Source organism: Klebsiella terrigena (genome assembly GCF_012029655.1).
Classification (GTDB): Bacteria; Pseudomonadota; Gammaproteobacteria; order Enterobacterales; family Enterobacteriaceae; genus Klebsiella; species Klebsiella terrigena.
In genome coordinates, this window is the sequence record NZ_CP050508.1 from 1,510,303 (window position 1) to 1,530,974 (window position 20,672).

Here is a 20,672-nt window from a genome sequence, read left to right on the forward strand (position 1 = left end):
GAGCCGACGTGTTACGGAAGCTCCGGCGGTTGCCACTCTTCAATCTCAATCAGCACCAGCAGTGCGGCGTCTCCGCCGTACTCTTTTGGCGCCTGATGGAAGGCCATAATATGCGGATGCTGCGCCAGCCATAATGGCGTTTGCTGCTTCAGAATATGCTTTCCGTGGCCGTGCATCACGCAGGCGCAGAATACGTGTTCCCGGCGGCATGCGGCAATCAGCGCGCCCAGCTCCTGCTTTGCCTGCTGCTGGGTTAAACCGTGCAGGTCAAGAAACAGCTCGGGCGAATAGTCTCCGCGGCGCAGCTTTTTCAACTCAAAGTGGCTCACGTCCGAACGGACATATTTTACCGACCCCTCGGTATTCAGCAGCGGCTGAAACTCATCCGAAAAGTAGTGGCTGTTGTCGGCCTGCTCCTGAAGCAGCCGCTTCGGCGGCACTTCGGTTATTTTCTTGCGCAGCGGGCGGTGAACGATAGTGTCCTGCTTAATCTTACGCGTGCCGGTCATGAGCTGACGGAACAGCGTCTGATCCTCCACGCTAAGCGATGTTTTCTTTTTCATTGCCCACTCTCATCTTTTCTTTGCGCTAGTTTACCCGACCCGGAGTAGATCCAGGCAAGCAAAACGTACTTTTCCCCCTCTGCCTGACGTAAGAATGCTGATTTATCGCCGTCTTCGTGGCAAACTAGCCGCCGAATTTACAGTAGAGCGTGTCCTGGAGGATGGCGTGGATAAAATTTTTGTTGATGAAGCAGTCAATGAGCTGCAGACCATTCAGGACATGCTGCGCTGGGCGGTAAGCCGCTTCAGCGCGGCGAATATCTGGTACGGTCACGGCACCGACAACCCGTGGGACGAAGCGGTGCAGCTGGTGCTGCCTTCGCTGTACCTGCCGCTGGACATCCCGGAAGACATGCGCATTGCGCGCCTGACCTCCAGTGAAAAGCACCGCATCGTTGAGCGCGTGATTCGCCGCGTCAACGAGCGCATTCCGGTCGCCTATCTGACCAACAAAGCCTGGTTCTGCGGCCATGAGTTTTACGTCGATGAGCGCGTGCTGGTGCCGCGCTCGCCGATTGGCGAGCTTATCGAAAACCAGTTTGCCGGACTGATCGACCATCAGCCGCAGCACATCCTCGATATGTGCACCGGCAGCGGCTGTATCGCCATCGCCTGCGCCTATGCCTTCCCACAAGCGGAAGTCGACGCGGTGGATATCTCCCCTGACGCGCTGGCCGTCGCCGAACAAAACGTGGAAGAGCACGGGCTTATCCATCAGGTTACGCCGATTCGCTCCGATCTGTTCCGCGACCTGCCGAAGGTGCAGTATGACCTGATCGTCACCAACCCGCCGTACGTCGACGAAGAAGATATGTCCGATCTGCCGGGTGAATATCGCCATGAGCCGGTGCTTGGGCTGGCCTCAGGCAGCGACGGTCTGAAGTTAACCCGCCGCATTCTCGCCTGCGCCCCGGATTACCTCAACGATGACGGTATTCTGATTTGTGAAGTCGGTAACAGCATGGTACATCTGATTGAACAGTACCCGGATGTCCCGTTCACCTGGCTTGAGTTCGATAACGGCGGAGACGGCGTGTTTATGCTGACCAAACCGCAGCTGATCGCCGCCCGGGTGCATTTCGGTATTTATAAAGACTAAAAAGCAAAAACAACACGCAAACATGACGGAGCCGTGATGGCAGGAAATACAATTGGACAACTCTTTCGCGTAACCACCTTCGGCGAGTCGCACGGCCTGGCGCTGGGCTGCATCGTCGACGGCGTGCCGCCAGGCATCCCACTGACCGAAGCCGATCTGCAGCACGACCTGGATCGCCGTCGTCCCGGTACCTCGCGCTATACCACCCAGCGCCGCGAACCGGACCAGGTTAAGATCCTGTCCGGCGTATTCGAAGGCGTCACCACCGGCACCAGTATTGGTCTGCTGATTGAGAATACCGACCAGCGTTCGCAGGATTACGGTGCGATTAAAGACGTTTTTCGTCCCGGCCACGCGGATTACACCTACGAGCAGAAGTACGGCCTGCGCGATTATCGCGGCGGCGGACGCTCGTCGGCGCGCGAAACCGCGATGCGCGTTGCGGCAGGGGCGATCGCCAAGAAGTTCCTCGCGGAGAAGTTTGGCATCGTCATCCGCGGCTGCCTGACCCAGATGGGCGATATCCCGCTGGCCATTAAAGACTGGGAGCAGGTTGAACAGAACCCGTTCTTCTGTCCCGATCCGGATAAAATCGACGCCCTTGATGAGCTGATGCGTGGCCTGAAAAAAGAAGGTGACTCGATTGGCGCAAAAATCACCGTCGTAGCCGATGGCGTGCCTCCGGGACTCGGTGAGCCGGTATTCGACCGCCTGGATGCCGACATTGCCCACGCGCTGATGAGCATCAATGCGGTGAAAGGCGTTGAGATTGGCGACGGCTTTGAGGTGGTTAAGCTGCGCGGCAGCGAAAACCGCGATGAGATAACCAAAACTGGTTTCCAGAGCAACCATGCGGGCGGCGTGCTCGGCGGGATCAGCAGCGGTCAGCAGATTGTCGCGCATATTGCGCTGAAGCCGACCTCCAGCATCACCGTTCCGGGACATACCATTAACCGCTTTGGCGAAGAAGTCGAGATGATCACCAAAGGGCGGCACGATCCGTGCGTGGGGATCCGCGCGGTGCCGATCGCGGAAGCGATGCTGGCGATTGTGTTAATGGATCACTTTATGCGTCAACGCGCGCAAAACGGCGACGTGACGACATCAATTCCACGCTGGTAATCGATGAAAAAAACCGTTATCGCTCTGCTGGCGCTTGTGGCCAGCTCTGCCTGCTCTGCGGCAACGCCGTGGCAAAAAATCACTCAGCCGATAGGCGGCAGCGCGCAGTCTATCGGCGCTTTTGCTAACGGCTGTATTGTGGGAGCCCAGGCGCTGCCGCTGAACTCGGTAAACTACCAGGTGATGCGTACCGACCAGCGCCGCTATTTCGGCCACCCCGATCTTGTCCGGTTTATCCAGCGCCTGAGCAATCAGGTGTATAGCCGGGGAATGGGCACGATGCTGATTGGTGATATGGGCATGCCCGCCGGCGGGCGTTTTAACGGCGGCCACGCCAGTCATCAGAGCGGCCTTGACGTGGATATTTTCCTCCAGCTGCCGCAGACGCGCTGGAGCCCGGCGCAGCTGCTGAAGCCGCAGGCACTGGATCTGGTCTCCGGGGACGGCAAGCGCGTTGTCCCGGCGCGCTGGAGCCCGCAAATTAGCCAGCTGATCAAGCTGGCGGCGGAAGATAGCGAGGTCACGCGCATCTTCGTTAACCCGGCCATCAAACAGCAGCTCTGCCTTGATGCCGGAAGCGATCGCGACTGGCTGCATAAGGTTCGCCCGTGGTTCCAGCACCGCGCGCATATGCACGTTCGCCTGCGCTGCCCTGCCGGAAGCCTGGAGTGCGAAGAGCAGGCGCCGCCGCCTGCCGGCGATGGCTGCGGTGCTGAGCTGCAAAGCTGGTTCGAACCCCCGAAACCCGGATCAACCCCTCCTGTGAAGAAGACGCCGCCTCCGCTGCCGCCTTCCTGCCAGGCGCTACTGGATGAGCACGTTCTTTAATGGATAGTTTTATCGACCTGTTTATGGTTTCGCCTACGGTAATGGTAGTGCTTTTCTTCGTCGCTATCCTCGCCGGGTTTATCGATTCTCTGGCCGGCGGCGGCGGGCTGTTGACCGTTCCGGCGCTGATGGCGGCGGGGCTTCCTCCGGCGCAGGCGCTGGCGACCAACAAGCTGCAGGCCTGCGGCGGCTCGCTCTCCGCGTCGCTCTACTTTATCCGCCGCAAGGTGGTGAACCTCGCCGATCAGAAGCTGAATATTGTGATGACCTTTATCGGCTCCACCGGCGGTGCGCTGCTGGTTCAGCACGTGCAGTCCGATATCCTCAAGCAGATTTTGCCGATCCTGATTATCGGGATTGGCCTCTATTTCCTGCTGATGCCGAAACTAGGCGAGGAGGATCGCCAGCGTCGTTTGTACGGCCTGCCGTTCGCGCTTATTGCCGGCGGCTGCGTGGGGTTCTATGACGGCTTCTTCGGCCCGGGCGCCGGCTCGTTCTACGCCCTGGCCTTTGTGACCCTGGCGGGGTTCAACCTTGCAAAATCAACCGCTCACGCGAAGGTGCTCAACGCGACTTCTAACGTTGGCGGCCTGCTGCTGTTTATTATTGGCGGCAAAGTGATTTGGGCCACCGGATTCGTGATGATGGCGGGGCAGTTTATCGGCGCCCGCGCGGGCTCACGGCTGGTATTGAGCAAAGGGCAATCGCTGATTCGACCGATGATCGTGGTCGTGTCCGCAGTGATGAGTGCGAAACTTCTTTATGACAGCCACGGGGCGGAAATCCTGCAGTGGTTGGGAATGAATTAATGCAACAGCAACACCATTATGAGCAGCTGATCGCTATTTTTGACGGCTGCTTCGCCGACGATTTTAATACCCGTCTGATTAAAGGCGATGACGAACCGATCTATCTTCCGGCTGATGACGACGTACCTTTTAACCGTATCGTCTTTGCCCACGGCTTTTATGCCAGCGGCCTGCACGAAATTTCGCACTGGTGTATTGCCGGGAAAGCGCGTCGTGAACTGGTTGATTTCGGCTACTGGTACTGCCCGGACGGCCGCGATGCGATGACTCAGTGTCAGTTTGAAGATGTCGAAGTGAAGCCCCAGGCGTTTGACTGGCTGTTTTGCGTGGCGGCGGGCTTCCCGTTTAACGTCAGCTGCGACAACCTGGAAGGGGACGTCGAGCCCGATCGCATTGCCTTCCAGCGGCGGGTCCATGCCCAGGTCATGAGCTATCTGGAGCAGGGGATCCCGGAACGTCCGGCACGATTTATTCAGGCATTACAAAAATATTATCAAACGCCGCCACTGACGGCAGAACAATTTCCGTGGCCGGAAGACCTGCACTAAGGCCACGCTTTACACTAGAAGAGGAAAGACAATGCTCGCGGAGTTTGAATCACGCATTCTGGCGCTAATCGACGAAATGGTAGACCACGCCAGCGATGATGAACTGTTTGCCGGCGGCTATCTGCGTGGCCACCTGACGCTGGCGGTAGCCGAGCTGGAAGGCGGAGACGATCACTCGCCGCAGGCGATCAGTGACCGGGTGACTCATAGCCTGGAAAAAGCGATCGGTGCGGGAGAGCTTTCGCCGCCGGACCAAATCCTCGTTCAGGATATGTGGAATAAATTGTATCAGCAGGCAAAACGCTAAACAGCCTGCTCGATAGCCCTGGCCGCGCATTGCGAGGTCGGGGAATAGCCCGGAGAGTGCCGTCCGGGCTACCTCAACGGATTATTTCACCGCTTTTCCCTTCAGCAGTTTCCTCACCCATAGCCGATTGGGATTGAGCGCCGCCAGCGTTTCGCGATCCATTGGCAGCGGTTCACCGCTCATCTGCGCCGCCAAAATTTCCGCCGTTAACGGCGCGGAGCACAGCCCGCGCGATCCCAATGCCCCAAGAAGATAGAGATTGCTATGCACCGGCGCAGAGGGCGCATCCTCCTTCTGCCCAGCAAGCTGAGCGTACCGGGCAAGCGTAGCATCATAGTCGGGCACGTTGCCGACCATCGGTAAGTGGTCGCGGGTGGCGCAGCGCACGCCGCAGCGAGCCTCGTTGGCGCTGGTATCGACCTCCTGGGCCCACTGCGCATCGGGGAAGCAGTCTACCAGGCGCTGACGGTTCTGCCGCTGGTCCTCGGCGCTGAACGCCGTTTCCGTCTGCCCGCGATGATAGCTGGCTCCGATACAGTGCTGCTGGTTACGCGGGTTTTGCGGCGTCAGGTAGCCGTCATAGCACAGCACCTGGCGCAGCTGAGAAAGCCCCGGCGTCGTCGGGATATGGCTAACCTGGCCGCCCACCGGATAGGCCGGCAGCTGCGCGGTTTGGCTGAAGGTTGTCAGCTGATGGCCGTTCGCCAGTACCACCACGGCATGCTGCTGGCGCTGGTTCAGCTGCCAGCCGTCGCCCTCGGCGGTGAGCGTCTCCACCTTAAAGCCATAGCGTGCCTGCAGCCCTCGGGCCGCCGCCAGCGCGAGGAGTTCGGCCGTCAGCTGCTGCGGGCAGAGCCAGCCTCCTGCGGGATAGGCGATCCCGCCGCAGCCGGTCTCGACGCCGGTCGCCTGCGCCACCGCCTCGGCGCTGACGGCGGCGGCAATTTCCGCCGGCAGATTGAGCTCAAGCATCTGGGCGATTTTTTGCCCGCTTTTCTCATCCCAGGCGAGCTGCGTCACGCCGCACCACTGGTGGTCGAAGGTGACCGGCAGCGCGTCGTAAATCCTGCGCGCGAAGGTAAATGCGGCGGGGAAGAAGCGGGTCAGGGCCGGGTCGTGCTGGCTGAGCAAAGGATACAGCGCTCCCTGACGGTTGCCGGATGCGCCTTTGGCAGGGGCATCGTCGGCGCAATAGAGCGTCACCTGCCAGCCGCGGCGCAGCAGCGCGAGTGACAGCAGGGCGCTGGCAATTCCACCGCCGATAATCGCCACCTCGCGTTTTTCGCTGGCGGTACGGGCAAACCACGGCGCGCGCGCGGGCAGGTTCAGCTCGCGGCTCATCTCGCCGATCAGCATCTCTCGTTTGCGGCCGAAGCCTTTATGCTTATGCATGGTGAAGCCGGCTTCCTGCAGGCCGCGACGGACGAAGCCTGCGGAGGTGAAGGTTGCCAGGGTTCCGCCCGGTTTTGCCAGCCGGGCCATGGCCGCGAAGAGCTCTGGCGTCCACATATCCGGGTTTTTTGCCGGCGCAAACCCGTCGAGAAACCAGGCATCGACCTGCTGATTAAGGGAATCATCAAGCTCAAGGGTCAGCTCGTTGATATCGCCGAACCACAAATCGAGGGTCACGCGTCCGTCATCAAGCAGCAGCCGGTGGCAGCCGGCAACGGGCAGTGGCCACTGGGCCTGCAGCTGCTCCGCCCACGGCGCCAGCTCCGGCCAGTGCTGGTGGGAGAGGGCCAGATCGGCGGCGGTGAGTGGAAATTTTTCAAAACTGATGAAATGTAATCTTTGCAGGGTAGCTTCGGGGTAGTCACGGTGAAAAACGTCGAACGCCTGCCACAGCGTAAGGAAGTTGAGGCCGGTGCCGAATCCGCTCTCCGCCACCACAAACAGCGGCTGGGAATGAACAGGAAAACGTTCACCGAGGCGGTTGCCGCCGAGAAAAACGTAGCGGGTCTCTTCCAGACCGTTGTCATTGGAAAAGTACACGTCGCCGAAATCTCGGGAAACAGGTGTACCCTCAGCGTTGAATTCCAGGTTGGCAGGTTGTATGGCGTTTTGTTTCACGTAAGTTACTCGAATCTCAAGGCGTAGAACGATCTTAACGATGTGTGCCGGGAGGCGCAAATTTATACACAAAATGGCTGATCGGACTTGTTCGGCGTACAAGTGTACGCTATTGTGCGACTCGAAACTTAAAATAGTGCGACTTACAGAGGTATTGAATGAAACGTGCAGTTATTACTGGCTTGGGCATCGTTTCCAGCATCGGTAACAACCAGCAGGAAGTCCTGGCATCTCTGCGTGAAGGACGTTCAGGGATCACTTTCTCTCAGGAATTTCAAGATTCAGGTATGCGCAGCCACGTATGGGGCAACGTTAAGCTGGATACCACCGGTCTGATCGACCGTAAAGTGGTTCGCTTTATGAACGATGCCTCTATCTACGCCTATCTCTCAATGCAGCAGGCCGTAGAAGACGCAGGATTGAAAGAAGAAGTTTATCAAAATAACCCGCGCGTCGGTCTGATCGCCGGTTCCGGCGGCTCTTCAAAATATCAGGTGTTTGGCGCAGATGCGATGCGTAGCCCGCGCGGCCTGAAGGCCGTTGGCCCGTACGTGGTGACCAAAGCGATGGCCTCTGCCGTTTCTGCCTGCCTGGCCACGCCGTTCAAAATCCACGGCGTTAACTACTCTATCAGCTCCGCCTGTGCGACTTCCGCACACTGTATCGGCAATGCCGTAGAGCAGATTCAGCTGGGCAAACAGGATATCGTTTTTGCCGGCGGCGGCGAAGAGCTGTGCTGGGAAATGGCCTGCGAATTCGACGCAATGGGCGCGCTGTCCACCAAATACAACGAAACCCCGGACAAAGCGTCCCGTACCTATGATGCGAACCGCGACGGTTTCGTTATCGCTGGCGGCGGCGGTATGGTTGTGGTTGAAGAGCTGGAACACGCTCTGGCACGTGGCGCACATATCTATGCGGAAATCGTCGGCTACGGCGCAACTTCCGATGGCGCTGACATGGTTGCTCCGTCTGGCGAAGGCGCAGTCCGCTGCATGCACATGGCGATGCAGGGCGTTGATACCCCGATTGATTATCTGAACTCCCACGGCACCTCAACGCCGGTTGGCGACGTGAAAGAGCTGGGTGCAATCCGTGAAGTCTTCGGCGATAACAGCCCGGCAATCTCCGCAACGAAAGCGATGACCGGCCACTCGCTGGGCGCCGCTGGCGTACAGGAAGCTATCTACTCTCTGCTGATGCTGGAACACGGCTTTATCGCTCCAAGCATCAACATCGACGAGATGGACGAGCAGGCCGCTGGCCTGAACATCGTGACTAAGCCGACTGAACGTGCGCTGACCACCGTGATGTCCAACAGCTTCGGTTTTGGTGGCACCAACGCCACCCTGGTAATGCGTAAACACGACGCATAGTCAGTCAGTAATTGAAAAGGGAGCCAACAGGCTCCCTTTTTTGCATTATTGATAGAGCCTGGCGCAGGGAGGCACACTCACCTCGTCTTACTCTGCGAACTGGAGTAAAGCATGTCCGCAGCGACAAAAACAACGAATCCCTCTTCGGCGAATATTTCGCTATTTCGCATTACGTTCTCCGTCTTTCTAACCTACATGACCGTTGGCCTTCCGCTGCCGGTGATCCCCCTTTTCGTGCACCACGAGCTCGGTTTTGGCAACACGATGGTTGGCATCGCCGTCGGAATTCAGTTTCTGGCGACGGTGCTGACGCGGGGCTACGCCGGTCGTCTGGCCGACCAGTACGGGGCGAAACGCTCGGTGCTGCAGGGCATGCTCGCCTGCGCACTGGCCGGCGCCGCGTGGCTGCTGGCGGCGCTGCTGCCGGTATCGATTGTGGCAAAATTTGCGCTGCTGGTGTTGGGCCGCCTGATCCTTGGCTTTGGCGAAAGCCAGCTGCTAACCGGTAACCTGAGCTGGGGGCTGGGCCTCGTCGGGCCGACGCGCTCGGGGAAAGTCATGTCATGGAACGGAATGGCCATATACGGATCGCTGGCGGCCGGCGCCCCGCTGGGGCTGCTGATCTACACGCAGTACGGCGTTGCGGTGCTGGCCTGCGTCACCATGGCGCTGCCGCTGCTGGCGCTCGCGATTAACGGCACGGTCCGCAGGGTTCCGGCGCACGGCGGCGAACGTCCGTCGCTGTGGAGCGTTGTCGGTATGATCTGGCGTCCGGGGATCGGCCTTGGTCTGCAGGGCGTCGGATTTGCGGTGATTGGCACCTTCGTCTCGCTCTACTTCGCCAGCAACGGCTGGGCGATGGCCGGCTTTACGTTGACCGCTTTTGGCGGCGCCTTCGTGCTGATGCGCATCCTCTTTGGCTGGATGCCCGATCGCTTCGGCGGGGTGAAGGTGGCGATGGTCTCGCTGCTGATTGAGGCCGCTGGCCTGACGCTGCTGTGGCTGGCGCCGGATGCCTGGACCGCCTTAGCCGGCGCCGCGCTGACCGGCTGCGGCTGCTCGCTTATCTTCCCGTCACTGGGCGTGGAGGTGGTGAAGCGCGTTCCGCCACAGGTACGGGGCACCGCGCTCGGCGGCTATGCGGCGTTTCAGGATATCTCATACGGTATCAGCGGTCCGCTTGCCGGACTGCTGGCGACGTCTCTGGGCTACTCCTCCGTCTTCCTGGCGGCGGCGGTCTGTGCCGTACTGGGAATCGTCGTCACCCTGGCATCACTACGAAAATAGTATTATGGCTCGGCCCTCGGAGAGTGAGGGCCGGCCGCCTTGCGCGGAAGATAGTACTTCACCTGAAACTCAAACATGTTGGTATAGAGGATCGAGTAGTCGATAGGCTGGTGCTGTTCGTCTATCGCCTGGGTCTGCATGCGGATGATGGGATCTTTGGCGCTGATATGTAACAGTTTAGCCAGCTCGGGGGAGGGGAGAATAGGGACAATCGATTCGTAGCATCCGTCTATTCTCACCCCGCAGTCATTTTCAATATAGGCAAACTTCGATTTTTTCATATGGGCAATCGTCAGGTCCGGAAAGCGCGTTGCCGAAAGCCAGGTCTCTTCTAATTGCATCGCAATATTGTCGATAAAGCGCAGTCTTTTAGCATAATAGACAGGTTCTCCGTGCTGCAGCTGCAGGCCTTTAGCTATTTCCTCTGATGCCGACTGTAATTCAAATTTGAGAATTTGGCTGGAGGGAGTTTTGCCTTCATTACGGGCGATTTCAGTAAAACTGTCTAAATGGGTGACCGAGGCCTGAAAATGTTTATTTCGGATCCACGTCCCGGATCCGTGACGGCGCTCAATTAAGCCGTCCTCCTCCAGCGTTTTTAGCGCCTTACGCAGCGTATTGCGTGAAACATTATAAAATTCTGCTAATTCCTTTTCTGATGGTAGAAGATCTCCGACGCTATAGGCTGGACTATTAATTTTGTTCTTTAGTAAATTAACTACATTTTTATAGACCACTTTTGCACCTCTTAAATCCCTTTATAAACATCATGTTGTCATCACTGTACGATGAAGTTACGTCAACACGTTCATTTATTTCTTTGTTTTTGAACAACTTTTGCATTGCTAACTGTGATCAAAACTGCGGATAAGAAAATTAACAATTATTACAGTGCTGGTCAATTGAGCTTCTTGAACAGGAAAAGGTAAGGGATATGAAAAATATATTGTTAGTGTGCGCCGCCGGGATGTCCACCAGTATGCTGGTAAAACGAATGCAGGATCGCGCCGATGCGGTTGGTATTGCCGCTAATATCAATGCACTGGCTATTTCTGAAGCCAAGGAAAAAATCAAAAAAAATGAGGTTGACGTTGTGCTGTTAGGGCCTCAGGTGCGCTTTCAGAAAAATGAAATAGAAGAAATCGCGCAAGGAAGAATACCGGTAGCAGTCATCGATATGAAAAGCTACGGGCAAATGGATGGCCAGGCCGTTTTAGATAATGCGCTACAGCTACTGGCAGACAAGTAATTACGCTAAAATTGCTCCGCCCCGCAGGTCTGGTATTGATATCCAGCTCGCCGGATGTGAATGCCTTCATCAATGATTCGCTATTGAACGTTAATTATTAGAAAAGGGTTAATCATGAGTTTTATGGATAGCTTTGAACGTGGTATGGAGAAAATTTTGGTGCCGGTGGCCATCAAATTAAACTCTCAGATCCACGTCTCAGCAATTCGGGATGCGTTTATTTTATCTTTCCCGATCGTTATGGCCAGCTCGCTAATTATTCTTATTAATTTCGCGATACTTTCACCCGATGGCTTTATCGCCAGTATTTTGCATCTGGGAACGCTCTTTCCGAATTTGGCCGACGCACAGCAAATTTTCACCCCGGTAATGAACGGGTCGGTCAACATTATGGCGATACTGATTACCTTTCTTGTCGCGCGTAATATCGCAATAAGCTACCAGCAGGACGATCTGCTGTGCGGGCTGACGGCGATCGGCGCCTTTTTTGTGGTCTATACGCCGTACGTTATCATCGATGGGCAGGCCTATCTGACGACAAAATATCTCGGGCCGCAGGGGCTGTTTGTGGCGATTATCGTCGCCATTATCTCCAGCGAAGTATTTTGTCGCCTGGCGCGCAACCCGAAAGTGACGATTAGTATGCCAGCCGCGGTGCCGCCGGCGGTGGCGCGTTCATTCAAGGTTCTGCTGCCTATCTTCTTCGTGATGATCTCTTTTTCGATTATCAACTACCTGCTAACCCGTATTTCGCCAAACGGTCTTAACGATCTGATCTATACCCTGATCCAGGCGCCGCTAAAGGACATGGGCACTAATATCATCACCGTTCTGGTGCTCGGGCTGGTGGCGAACTTCCTGTGGGTGCTAGGGATCCACGGTCCGAATACGGTAGCGGCAATTCGAGAAACTATCTTCTCGGAAGCGAACCTGGAAAACCTCTCCTGGGCCGCCTCACATGGCAGTACGTGGGGAGCGCCGTATCCGATTACGTGGACCGGCATCAATGATGCGTTCGCTAACTGTGGCGGTTCCGGTATGACGCTGGGCCTGCTGATCGCGATTTTTATTGCCTCCCGGCGTAAGGATTATCGCGATCTGGCGAAGATGGCTTTTGTTCCCGGGCTGTTTAATATTAACGAACCGGTCATGTTTGGCTTACCGATTGTGCTGAACCCGATTTTGGTTATTCCGTTTATCTTCGTGCCTTTTATTAATTCGCTCATTGGCTACTTCTTTATCAGCATGGAGTTTATTCCGCCAATCGCCTACGCGGTTCCGTGGACCACGCCGGGCCCGCTGATCGCCTTCTTTGGCACCGGCGGAAACTGGCTGGCGCTGTTTGTTGGTATCCTGTGCCTGGCTGTATCAACGTTGATTTATTTACCGTTTGTCATTGCGTCAAATAAAGTGAATACCGCCGCTGCGGCACAGTAGCGCGCACCCCTCTGGCTTTACCTGCCTTCGGCCTCATGGCTGAAGGCAAATTATAAAAATATAAAAGGTACCCTATGTATTCAAGTAAATTGAAGGTTAGCTTATTGTCTTTATCCGTTCTGCTGGCTATTTCGTCAAACAATACGGTGGCGGCTAAATTAACGATTGAACAGCGTCTTGAATTGCTGGAGTCAGAGCTGTCGGCGAATAAAAAAGAATTACAGAAAACGCAATCACAGCTCTCGACGTATAAAGATAAAGTGGCTGTGCTGCAGAAAAGTATTAAAGAGAATGAACAGCGCAAGGTTACGACCGGCTACCCAACGGCGGCCTCGCCGGTAGCTGAAAATATCGTCAATGAAAATAACGAGGTCGGTGAAAAATCGGCACCAGCGCAGGTGAAGGCGACGCAGCAGGTGGCGGTTATCAATACCGACGGCAAGAAGGCCAGAGTGGAGAGTATTACCATGAAGGATCTCAGCAAATTCGTTAAGGACGATATTGGCTTCAGCTATCAGGGATATCTGCGCTCGGGGTGGGGAACGTCTAACCACGGCTCGTCCCAAACCTATGCCGCTGGGTCTCTGGGCCGATTTGGTAATGAGATGAGCGGCTGGTTTGACCTGACCCTTAATCAGCGGGTCTATAGCCAGGACGGCAAAACGGCTAACGCCGTGGTGACCTTCGATGGCAACGTGGGCGAGCAGTATAACGACGCATGGTTTGGCGATACCAATAACGAGAATATCCTCCAGTTCAGCGATATCTTCCTGACGACGAAAGGCTTCCTGCCGTTTGCGCTGGAGGCTGATTTCTGGGTAGGTAAGCATAAATTGCCCGAATATGAAATTCAGATGCTTGACTGGAAATCACTGACTACCGATGTTGCTGCGGGTCTCGGGATCCAGAACTGGACGCTGGGCGTTGGCCAGCTGGACGCCTCGCTCAGCCGCAATGACGTGGATGTCTATTCGCGCGACTTCTCCCGGACCACGCAAATGAATACTAACTCTGTCGATTTGCGCTATCGCAACATCCCGCTGTGGCAGAGGGGCTCGCTGTCGTTAATGGGGAAATATGCCTTTGCCAATAAGAGTGACCAGCAGAAGGAAAATGAGGATAACAGCGGCTACTTCAAGCTGAAGGATACCTGGATGGTGACCGGTATTGTACGCCAGGAGCTGGAGCGTAAAGGCTTCAATGAGTTTACGCTGCAGGTGGCAAATAACTCTTACGCCAGCAGTTTCTCGAACTTCTCCGGCGCCAGCAACTCGATGGCGCATGGCCGCTACTATTATGGCGACCACAGCAATGGGGTAGCCTTACGCCTGATTTCGCAGGGGGAAACGTACCTCGCCGATCGGATTATTATGGCGAATGCGCTGGTGTGGTCGCACGGCAACGATATCTATAGCTACGAAAGCGGCGCGCACAGCGACTTTGACAGCCTCCGGGCGGTCATCCGTCCGGCCTGGATTTGGGATACCTGGAACCAGAGCGGGGTGGAGCTGGGCTGGTTTGCGCAGAAAAACAAAACTCAGCAGGGCAAGGACTTGAAAGAGTCGGCGTATAAAACAACGCTCTACCATGCGCTAAAAGTGGGGCCAAGCTTGTTGGGATCGCGTCCGGAAATTCGCTTCTACGGCACCTATATTAACATTCTCGATAATGAGCTGTCGCAATATCGCTTTAACGACAACAGCAAGGATGAGTTTATGCTGGGTGTGCAGGCTGAGGTCTGGTGGTAATCGTCATCTGACCAGAGTAACGCCCGCCTTGCGCGGGCGTTACCGTAAGGGTGACTTTAGCCGTCCGGCGACGGCGTTTCTCTGGCGGCAGGCGCTACGCAACCATCAGCCATATCAGTGCCAGCGCGGCCAGCGCCAGCAGGATAAGCCACGGCTTTTTGAGCCGCGCGGAGAGCGGGGTGGCCTCCGTTTGCAGCGAGGGGATCGCCAGGGTTTCCTGGGCGCGCGCCACCCGCAGCACGAAAACTTTGTTTAACAGCGTCAGTATCTGGCTGGAGCTCAGCGTCGACTGCGGCGTCACGTGCCAGCTGTTGCGGGCAAAATCGGCGATCTTCTGCCACTCCTGCGCTTCAAGCGGCTGCTTCAGCGCGGCCTGCAGCGAGTTGAGCGTCGGGCTGGCCTGGGTGCTTAGCGTTTGCCGCGCCTGAAGCCAGTAGGAGAGCGGGGTAAAATGCGTTGCCGGGATCAGCTCGCCGGTTTTCACGCCGCACAGCTCCAGCATCGATTGCCAGATAAGCTTACCGGGCTCGCCGGTTGCGGCGGCAAGACGGGTCACCAGCTGATTCAGCGTGTTGTGCTCCGCCGGCAGCAGCGGGCGCAGCGTAGGCTGACGCTGCTGGGGCGACGGAATCGACAGCCGGCTGTTTTGCAGCAGCTGCAGCACGTTCTCAAGCTGCTGCTGGGTCAGCGCGTGTAGCGTAGTTTGGCCATAATTCTGGCGAATATAATCGCTCACCGCCTGACGATTGTTGCCCTGACTCAGCAGCTCGCCGAGCTGCGCCAGAGTCTGACGGTGGTGATGGTTTTGCTGCGCAACGGTCAGGCGCTGGTTCAGGTGACTTTCGGCGGCGGCAAAATGGCATGCCAGCAGCGGCGCATCGCCTTTCAGTCCCAGATCGTGCTTGATTCCGGCCCACACTTCCGCGTTCTGCTGCGATGTTAGCGCCACCAGGCGGGTGATCAGTCGCTCGAGAACGGTGCGTTGTTGGGTGGTCAGCGAAAGCTCCCCGGCGACGGGCGCACCGGAGGGAGCCGTCCCCGGAGGGCGATCGGACATACCTGAAACGGGTTGTGTCATGATTAATCCTTTCCGTATTACTGTACTGAGGCCCGGTGATGATGTTCCTGGCGGCGAGATTATGGCACACTTCCCCGGTTTACTCTCGTTCTCAGACAGGTACTGAACCGTGAAAATCCTCGTTGATGAAAATATGCCCTATGCCCGTGAGCTTTTTAGCCGTTTGGGCGAGGTGAGGGCGGTCCCCGGCCGCCCAATTCCGGCTGAAGCGCTGACCGATGCCGACGCGCTGATGGTCCGCTCCGTCACTAAAGTCAATGAAGCACTGCTTGCCGGTAAGGCTATTCAGTTCGTCGGTACCGCGACCGCGGGCACCGATCATGTCGATCAGACGTGGCTCCAGCAGGCGGGGATCGGATTTTCCGCCGCACCGGGCTGCAACGCTATTGCGGTAGTTGAGTATGTTTTCTCGGCGCTGCTGATGCTGGCCGAGCGCGACGGCTTTGCGCTGACCGATCGTACCGTCGGGATCGTAGGGGTGGGCAACGTCGGCGGGCGGCTGCAAAAACGTCTTGAAGCGCTGGGGATTAAAACGCTGCTTTGCGATCCGCCGCGCGCGGATCGCGGTGATGAGGGCGATTTCCGTAGCCTCGACGAGCTGGTTCAGCAGGCCGATGTGCTGACGTTCCACACGCCTTTATATAAAGAAGGGCAGTACAAGACGCTGCACCTCGCGGATGAGGCGCTGATTAGCCGCCTGAAGCCGGGAACGGTGTTAATTAACGCCTGCCGTGGTCCGGTGGTGGATAACGGCGCGCTGCTGAAGTGCCTGCAGGCCGGGCAGCCGCTGAGCGTGGTGCTGGACGTCTGGGAGCCGGAGCCGGATCTTAACCTTGAGCTGCTGGATCGCGTGGATATCGGTACCGCGCATATCGCGGGCTATACCCTTGAAGGGAAAGCGCGCGGGACGACCCAGGTGTTTGAAGCCTACAGCGCGTTTATCGGCCATCCGCAGCAGGTTGCGCTGGACACCTTGCTGCCAGCGCCGGAGTTTGGCCGTATCACTCTCCACGGCGCGCTCGATCAGGCAACCCTGAAAAGGCTGGTCCATTTGGTGTATGATGTGCGCCGCGACGATGCGCCGCTGCGAAAAGTGGCCGGTGCTGCGGGTGAATTTGACAAGCTGCGCAAAAACTACCAGGAACGCCGTGAATGGTCTTCGCTGTACGTACAGTGCAGCGATGAGCAGGCGGCGACGCTGTTGCGGCAGCTCGGCTTTAATGCCCTACATCACCCTGTTCGTTAATATCTTCTTAATAACCCTGTTGGATACTCCTGCAGGGTCGCTTTTTTCTGGAGTAAACCACCATGTCTGAAGGCTGGAATATTGCCATACTGGGCGCAACGGGCGCCGTCGGCGAAGCCCTGCTCGAAACCCTTGCTGAACGTCAGTTCCCGGTGGGTGATATTTACGCCCTGGCGCGTAACGAAAGCGCGGGCGAACATCTGCGCTTCAACGGTAAGTCGGTCATCGTACAGGACGCCGCGGAGTTTGACTGGACCCAGGCCCAGCTGGCCTTTTTCGCCGCCGGCGTCGAAGCTACGGCGGCCTACGTTGATGAGGCGACTAACTCAGGCTGTCTGGTTATCGACCTCAGCGGCCTGTTTGCGCTGGAGCCGGACGTCCCGCTGGTCGTGCCGGACGTCAACCCATTCGTGCTGGCTGATTACCGCAATCGTAATGTTATTGCCGTGGCCAACAGCCTGACCAGCCAGCTGCTGGCCGCGCTGAAACCGCTGATTGACGAAGGCGGCCTGTCGCGTATTCAGGTCACCAGCCTGCTCTCTGTTTCCGCCCGCGGTAAAAAAGCCGTCAGCGCGCTGGCAGGCCAGAGCGCTAAGCTGCTCAACGGCATGCCGATTGATGAAGATGATTACTTTGGCCGTCAGCTGGCGTTCAATATGCTGCCGCTTCTGCCCGATCGCGAAGGCAGCGTGCTGGAAGAGCGACGCATCGTCGACGAAGTGCGAAAGATCCTGCAGGACGAAGGGCTGATGATCTCCGCAAGCGTAGTCCAGTCGCCGGTATTCTACGGCCATGCGCAGATGGTTAATTTCGAAGCCATGCGTCCGCTGGCCGCAGAAGAGGCGCGCGATGCCTTTGCGCGCGGGGAAGATATCGAGCTGTCCGAAGCGCGTGAGTTCCCGACCCAGGTTGGCGACGCCTCCGGCACCACCCATCTCTCCGTCGGCTGCGTGCGCAACGATTACGGGATGCCGGAGCAGGTGCAGTTCTGGTCCGTTGCCGACAACGTCCGTTTCGGCGGCGCGCTGATGGCGGTCAAAACCGCCGAGAGGCTGGTGCAGGAGTATTTTTACTGATGTCTGAGATGGAGCAGCTGCCGGTCTATAAAATCGCGCTGGGCATCGAGTACGACGGCAGTAAATATTACGGCTGGCAGCGGCAGAACGAAGTACGCAGCGTGCAGGAGAAGCTGGAAAAGGCGCTCTCGCAGGTGGCGAATGAACCGATTAACGTCTTCTGCGCGGGCCGCACCGACGCCGGCGTTCACGGCACCGGCCAGGTGGTGCATTTTGAAACGCGCGCGCTGCGTAAAGACGCGGCCTGGACGCTGGGCGTGAATGCGAATCTGCCTGGTGACATTGCCGTGCGTTGGGTGAAACATGTGCCGGACGCGTTCCACGCGCGCTTCAGCGCAACGGCGCGCCGCTACCGTTACGTTATCTATAACCACCGGCTGCGCCCGGGGGTATTAAGCCAGGGGGTGACCCATTATCACCAGCCCCTGGACGCCGAGCGGATGCAGCGCGCGGCGCAGTGCCTGCTGGGCGAGAATGATTTTACCTCGTTCCGTGCGCTGCAGTGCCAGTCGCGTACGCCCTGGCGCAACATGAAGCACATTAGCGTCACGCGTTACGGCGCATATGTGGTGGTCGATATCAAAGCAAACGCCTTTGTACATCATATGGTAAGGAATATTGTCGGCAGCCTGATGGAAGTAGGGGCCGGTAACCAGCCAGAGAGCTGGATTGCAGAACTTCTGGCGGCAAAAGACAGGAAGCTAGCCGCTGCGACGGCCAAAGCCGAGGGATTGTATCTGGTGTCGGTTGATTATCCGGCCCATTTCGATCTGCCGGTGATGCCGATGGGCCCGCTATTTCTGGCGGACTGACGTATACGCCTCATCCTTCAGGCCGCCGCTTTGCCGGCCGCGCTGGTTTTCCCGGGCCCGCTTTTTTGCGCGGTCCGGGAGCCGTCGCTCGGCCGCCTGGCTGCGCCGCGAAGGATTTTACGTATTGCTATTAAGGACTAAAACGGTATGGACCTGATCCGCTTTTTAATTGATTTCATCCTGCATATAGATGTACACCTGGCCGAACTGGTTGCCGAGTACGGTATCTGGGTTTATGCCATTCTGTTTTTGATTTTGTTTTGCGAAACAGGTCTGGTGGTGACACCGTTCCTGCCGGGAGATTCGCTGCTGTTTGTTGCCGGGGCGCTGTCAGCGCTGCCGACTAACGATCTGAACGTGCATCTGATGGTGGTGCTGATGGTTATCGCGGCGATTATCGGCGATGCCCTGAACTACACGATCGGCCGGCTGTTCGGTGAAAAGCTCTTCAGTAATCCTGATTCTAAAATCTTCCGCCGCAGCTATCTGGACAAGACCCACGCGTTCTACGAGCGTCACGGTGGCAAAACCATTATCCTCGCTCGCTTCGTGCCGATTGTCAGAACCTTTGCGCCATTTGTGGCGGGAATGGGCCACATGTCCTATCGTCATTTTGCGGCCTATAACGTTGTTGGCGCGCTGCTGTGGGTGCTGCTGTTCACCTATGCAGGCTACCTGTTTGGCGATTTACCGATCGTCCAGGAAAACCTGAAGCTGCTGATTGTGGCTATTATTCTCCTGTCCGTGCTGCCGGGGGTGATTGAAATCATTCGCCACAAGCGCGCGGCGGCGAAGCAGTCAAAATAATCACCGTAGCCTAATCATCTTCGGGCGGAGCGCCGCCGCCCGAAGAGTGAAGTGTGAGCGGTACGACCACTTTTTTATCCCATGTGACGGGATGTTATGATTTAATGTGCAACATTCATGGTCTGTAAGGGTCAAAAATGGCATTATGCGCCCCTTACGACAAAACTGGCATCGACCAGGTTCAGGCAGAAAGGTTATCAATGAGCTGGATTGAACGAATTAAAAGCAATATAACTCCCACCCGCAAGGCAAGCATTCCTGAGGGTGTATGGACCAAGTGCGACAGTTGCGGTCAGGTATTGTACCGCGCAGAGCTGGAGCGCAACCTGGAGGTTTGCCCTAAGTGCGATCACCATATGCGTATGTCGGCGCGTAATCGCCTGCATAGCCTGTTGGACGAAGGTTCCCTCGTGGAGCTGGGAAGCGAGCTCGAGCCGAAAGATGTGCTGAAGTTCCGCGATTCGAAAAAATACAAAGACCGCCTGGCGTCGGCTCAAAAAGAGACCGGCGAGAAAGATGCGCTGGTGGTCATGAAGGGCACCCTGTACGACATGCCGGTTGTCGCCGTTGCTTTTGAATTCGCCTTTATGGGCGGTTCGATGGGCTCGGTGGTGGGCGCGCGCTTCGTACGTGCCGTTGAGCAGGCGTTGGAAGACAACTGCCCGCTGGTTTGCTTCTCAGCGTCCGGCGGCGCGCGTATGCAGGAAGCGCTGATGTCGCTGATGCAGATGGCGAAAACGTCAGCCGCGCTGGCGAAAATGCAGGAGCGCGGTTTACCGTATATCTCCGTGCTGACCGACCCGACGATGGGCGGCGTATCGGCGAGCTTTGCGATGCTCGGCGATCTTAACATCGCGGAACCGAAAGCGCTGATCGGCTTTGCCGGTCCTCGCGTTATCGAGCAAACCGTGCGCGAAAAGCTGCCGCCAGGATTCCAGCGCAGCGAGTTCCTGATTGAAAAAGGGGCGATCGACATGATCGTACGTCGCCCTGAAATGCGCCTGAAGCTGGCCAGTATTCTGGCGAAGCTGATGAATCTCCCGGCACCGTGCCCGGAGGTTCCTCATGAAGGCGACGCGGTACCGCCGGTACCGGATCAGGAACCAGAGGCCTGATAATGCAGAGGGCAGGCCTGACGGTGCTGCCCTTTTTTTATATTCAAATAGCTACGCGACATCATCCTGACCTGACCGCTTCGCGGCACGCTGAA

20 protein-coding genes are annotated in these 20,672 nt (G+C 57.1%); 16 read left to right on the forward strand and 4 right to left on the reverse strand.

The window, feature by feature from the left end; all coding sequences use genetic code 11:
• Positions 1-11: 11 nt before the first annotated feature.
• The gene (gene smrB / locus HCK03_RS07200) at positions 12-563 is read right to left on the reverse strand and encodes an endonuclease SmrB (RefSeq protein ID WP_045856128.1); all 552 of its coding nucleotides are present in this window, start codon (positions 561-563) and stop codon (positions 12-14) included.
• Between the two features lie 166 nt (positions 564-729).
• Here smrB and prmB point away from each other — a divergent pair, with 166 nt between their 5' ends.
• Genes prmB through HCK03_RS07230 form a run of 6 tightly spaced genes read left to right on the forward strand, consistent with a single transcriptional unit; the run spans position 730 to position 5,276 of the window.
• Positions 730-1,662 carry a 50S ribosomal protein L3 N(5)-glutamine methyltransferase gene (prmB, locus tag HCK03_RS07205; RefSeq protein WP_041146611.1) on the forward strand — a complete coding sequence of 311 codons (933 nt, stop codon included), beginning with the start codon at positions 730-732 and terminating at the stop codon, positions 1,660-1,662.
• A gap of 36 nt (positions 1,663-1,698) precedes the next feature.
• Positions 1,699-2,784, forward strand: coding sequence for a chorismate synthase (gene aroC / locus HCK03_RS07210; RefSeq protein ID WP_115192168.1), 1,086 nt, complete (start codon positions 1,699-1,701; stop codon positions 2,782-2,784).
• A gap of 3 nt (positions 2,785-2,787) precedes the next feature.
• Positions 2,788-3,612, forward strand: a complete 825-nt coding sequence (gene mepA, locus HCK03_RS07215) for a penicillin-insensitive murein endopeptidase (protein WP_135184189.1) — start codon at positions 2,788-2,790, stop codon at positions 3,610-3,612.
• On the forward strand, positions 3,612-4,421 hold the full coding sequence (locus HCK03_RS07220; RefSeq protein ID WP_115192170.1) for a sulfite exporter TauE/SafE family protein: 810 nt from the start codon (positions 3,612-3,614) through the stop codon (positions 4,419-4,421). The genes mepA and HCK03_RS07220 overlap by 1 nt, the downstream gene beginning before the upstream one ends.
• Positions 4,421-4,969 carry an elongation factor P hydroxylase gene (locus HCK03_RS07225; protein ID WP_041146607.1) on the forward strand — a complete coding sequence of 183 codons (549 nt, stop codon included), beginning with the start codon at positions 4,421-4,423 and terminating at the stop codon, positions 4,967-4,969. The genes HCK03_RS07220 and HCK03_RS07225 overlap by 1 nt, the downstream gene beginning before the upstream one ends.
• A gap of 31 nt (positions 4,970-5,000) precedes the next feature.
• Positions 5,001-5,276, forward strand: coding sequence for a YfcL family protein (locus HCK03_RS07230; protein ID WP_041146606.1), 276 nt, complete (start codon positions 5,001-5,003; stop codon positions 5,274-5,276).
• An 81-nt stretch (positions 5,277-5,357) separates the two neighbouring features.
• Here HCK03_RS07230 and mnmC read toward each other — a convergent pair whose 3' ends face one another.
• The gene (mnmC, locus tag HCK03_RS07235) at positions 5,358-7,346 is read right to left on the reverse strand and encodes a bifunctional tRNA (5-methylaminomethyl-2-thiouridine)(34)-methyltransferase MnmC2/FAD-dependent 5-carboxymethylaminomethyl-2-thiouridine(34) oxidoreductase MnmC1 (RefSeq protein WP_167691336.1); all 1,989 of its coding nucleotides are present in this window, start codon (positions 7,344-7,346) and stop codon (positions 5,358-5,360) included.
• A gap of 158 nt (positions 7,347-7,504) precedes the next feature.
• Between mnmC and fabB the strand changes: the two genes are divergently transcribed.
• On the forward strand, positions 7,505-8,722 hold the full coding sequence (gene fabB, locus HCK03_RS07240) for a beta-ketoacyl-ACP synthase I (RefSeq protein WP_041146604.1): 1,218 nt from the start codon (positions 7,505-7,507) through the stop codon (positions 8,720-8,722).
• A gap of 111 nt (positions 8,723-8,833) precedes the next feature.
• Positions 8,834-10,009 (forward strand): MFS transporter, encoded by a 1,176-nt coding sequence (locus tag HCK03_RS07245; protein ID WP_135184191.1) that lies wholly within the window; start codon positions 8,834-8,836, stop codon positions 10,007-10,009.
• Between the two features lie 2 nt (positions 10,010-10,011).
• On the opposite strand, the gene HCK03_RS07250 is transcribed toward HCK03_RS07245, so the two are convergent.
• Entirely contained in the window at positions 10,012-10,746 is a 735-nt protein-coding gene (locus HCK03_RS07250; protein WP_167691337.1) for a GntR family transcriptional regulator, read from the reverse strand.
• Positions 10,747-10,943: 197 nt separating this feature from the next.
• On the opposite strand from HCK03_RS07250, the gene HCK03_RS07255 reads away from it, so the two are divergent.
• The 3 genes from HCK03_RS07255 (at position 10,944) to HCK03_RS07265 (ending at position 14,443) form a co-directional block, all read left to right on the forward strand.
• Positions 10,944-11,258, forward strand: a complete 315-nt coding sequence (locus HCK03_RS07255) for a PTS sugar transporter subunit IIB (protein ID WP_076945813.1) — start codon at positions 10,944-10,946, stop codon at positions 11,256-11,258.
• 114 nt (positions 11,259-11,372) lie between these two features.
• Positions 11,373-12,695, forward strand: coding sequence for a PTS sugar transporter subunit IIC (locus HCK03_RS07260; protein WP_123551777.1), 1,323 nt, complete (start codon positions 11,373-11,375; stop codon positions 12,693-12,695).
• A 74-nt stretch (positions 12,696-12,769) separates the two neighbouring features.
• Positions 12,770-14,443 carry a carbohydrate porin gene (locus tag HCK03_RS07265; RefSeq protein WP_167691338.1) on the forward strand — a complete coding sequence of 558 codons (1,674 nt, stop codon included), beginning with the start codon at positions 12,770-12,772 and terminating at the stop codon, positions 14,441-14,443.
• A 94-nt stretch (positions 14,444-14,537) separates the two neighbouring features.
• Here the strand turns inward: HCK03_RS07265 and flk are convergent, their stop codons facing one another.
• Positions 14,538-15,521, reverse strand: a complete 984-nt coding sequence (gene flk / locus HCK03_RS07270) for a flagella biosynthesis regulator Flk (RefSeq protein ID WP_123551775.1) — start codon at positions 15,519-15,521, stop codon at positions 14,538-14,540.
• Positions 15,522-15,630: 109 nt separating this feature from the next.
• Here flk and pdxB point away from each other — a divergent pair, with 109 nt between their 5' ends.
• The 5 genes from pdxB (at position 15,631) to accD (ending at position 20,577) form a co-directional block, all read left to right on the forward strand.
• Positions 15,631-16,767, forward strand: a complete 1,137-nt coding sequence (gene pdxB / locus HCK03_RS07275) for a 4-phosphoerythronate dehydrogenase PdxB (RefSeq protein WP_167691339.1) — start codon at positions 15,631-15,633, stop codon at positions 16,765-16,767.
• Positions 16,768-16,829: 62 nt separating this feature from the next.
• A complete protein-coding gene (locus tag HCK03_RS07280) occupies positions 16,830-17,843 on the forward strand; it encodes an aspartate-semialdehyde dehydrogenase (protein WP_143717326.1) in 1,014 nt (337 codons plus the stop codon).
• A complete protein-coding gene (truA, locus tag HCK03_RS07285) occupies positions 17,843-18,655 on the forward strand; it encodes a tRNA pseudouridine(38-40) synthase TruA (RefSeq protein ID WP_041146599.1) in 813 nt (270 codons plus the stop codon). Before HCK03_RS07280 ends, truA begins: the two co-directional genes overlap by 1 nt.
• A 147-nt stretch (positions 18,656-18,802) precedes the next feature.
• Positions 18,803-19,462, forward strand: a complete 660-nt coding sequence (locus HCK03_RS07290) for a DedA family protein (RefSeq protein ID WP_041146598.1) — start codon at positions 18,803-18,805, stop codon at positions 19,460-19,462.
• A 200-nt stretch (positions 19,463-19,662) separates the two neighbouring features.
• Positions 19,663-20,577: an acetyl-CoA carboxylase, carboxyltransferase subunit beta gene (gene accD / locus HCK03_RS07295; protein ID WP_041146597.1), complete on the forward strand. Its 915-nt coding sequence runs from the start codon at positions 19,663-19,665 to the stop codon at positions 20,575-20,577.
• Positions 20,578-20,672 lie beyond the last annotated feature (95 nt).

What these genes read in the sequence shown, in the direction of transcription:
- smrB (WP_045856128.1), bottom strand. Translation starts at nt 563, where the DNA reads ATGAAAAAGAAAACATCGCTTAGCGTGGAGGATCAGACGCTGTTCCGT.
- aroC (WP_115192168.1), top strand. Translation starts at nt 1,699, where the DNA reads ATGGCAGGAAATACAATTGGACAACTCTTTCGCGTAACCACCTTCGGC.
- mepA (WP_135184189.1), top strand. Translation starts at nt 2,788, where the DNA reads ATGAAAAAAACCGTTATCGCTCTGCTGGCGCTTGTGGCCAGCTCTGCC.
- HCK03_RS07220 (WP_115192170.1), top strand. Translation starts at nt 3,612, where the DNA reads ATGGATAGTTTTATCGACCTGTTTATGGTTTCGCCTACGGTAATGGTA.
- HCK03_RS07225 (WP_041146607.1), top strand. Translation starts at nt 4,421, where the DNA reads ATGCAACAGCAACACCATTATGAGCAGCTGATCGCTATTTTTGACGGC.
- HCK03_RS07230 (WP_041146606.1), top strand. Translation starts at nt 5,001, where the DNA reads ATGCTCGCGGAGTTTGAATCACGCATTCTGGCGCTAATCGACGAAATG.
- fabB (WP_041146604.1), top strand. Translation starts at nt 7,505, where the DNA reads ATGAAACGTGCAGTTATTACTGGCTTGGGCATCGTTTCCAGCATCGGT.
- HCK03_RS07245 (WP_135184191.1), top strand. Translation starts at nt 8,834, where the DNA reads ATGTCCGCAGCGACAAAAACAACGAATCCCTCTTCGGCGAATATTTCG.
- HCK03_RS07255 (WP_076945813.1), top strand. Translation starts at nt 10,944, where the DNA reads ATGAAAAATATATTGTTAGTGTGCGCCGCCGGGATGTCCACCAGTATG.
- HCK03_RS07260 (WP_123551777.1), top strand. Translation starts at nt 11,373, where the DNA reads ATGAGTTTTATGGATAGCTTTGAACGTGGTATGGAGAAAATTTTGGTG.
- HCK03_RS07265 (WP_167691338.1), top strand. Translation starts at nt 12,770, where the DNA reads ATGTATTCAAGTAAATTGAAGGTTAGCTTATTGTCTTTATCCGTTCTG.
- flk (WP_123551775.1), bottom strand. Translation starts at nt 15,521, where the DNA reads ATGACACAACCCGTTTCAGGTATGTCCGATCGCCCTCCGGGGACGGCT.
- HCK03_RS07280 (WP_143717326.1), top strand. Translation starts at nt 16,830, where the DNA reads ATGTCTGAAGGCTGGAATATTGCCATACTGGGCGCAACGGGCGCCGTC.
- truA (WP_041146599.1), top strand. Translation starts at nt 17,843, where the DNA reads ATGTCTGAGATGGAGCAGCTGCCGGTCTATAAAATCGCGCTGGGCATC.
- HCK03_RS07290 (WP_041146598.1), top strand. Translation starts at nt 18,803, where the DNA reads ATGGACCTGATCCGCTTTTTAATTGATTTCATCCTGCATATAGATGTA.
- accD (WP_041146597.1), top strand. Translation starts at nt 19,663, where the DNA reads ATGAGCTGGATTGAACGAATTAAAAGCAATATAACTCCCACCCGCAAG.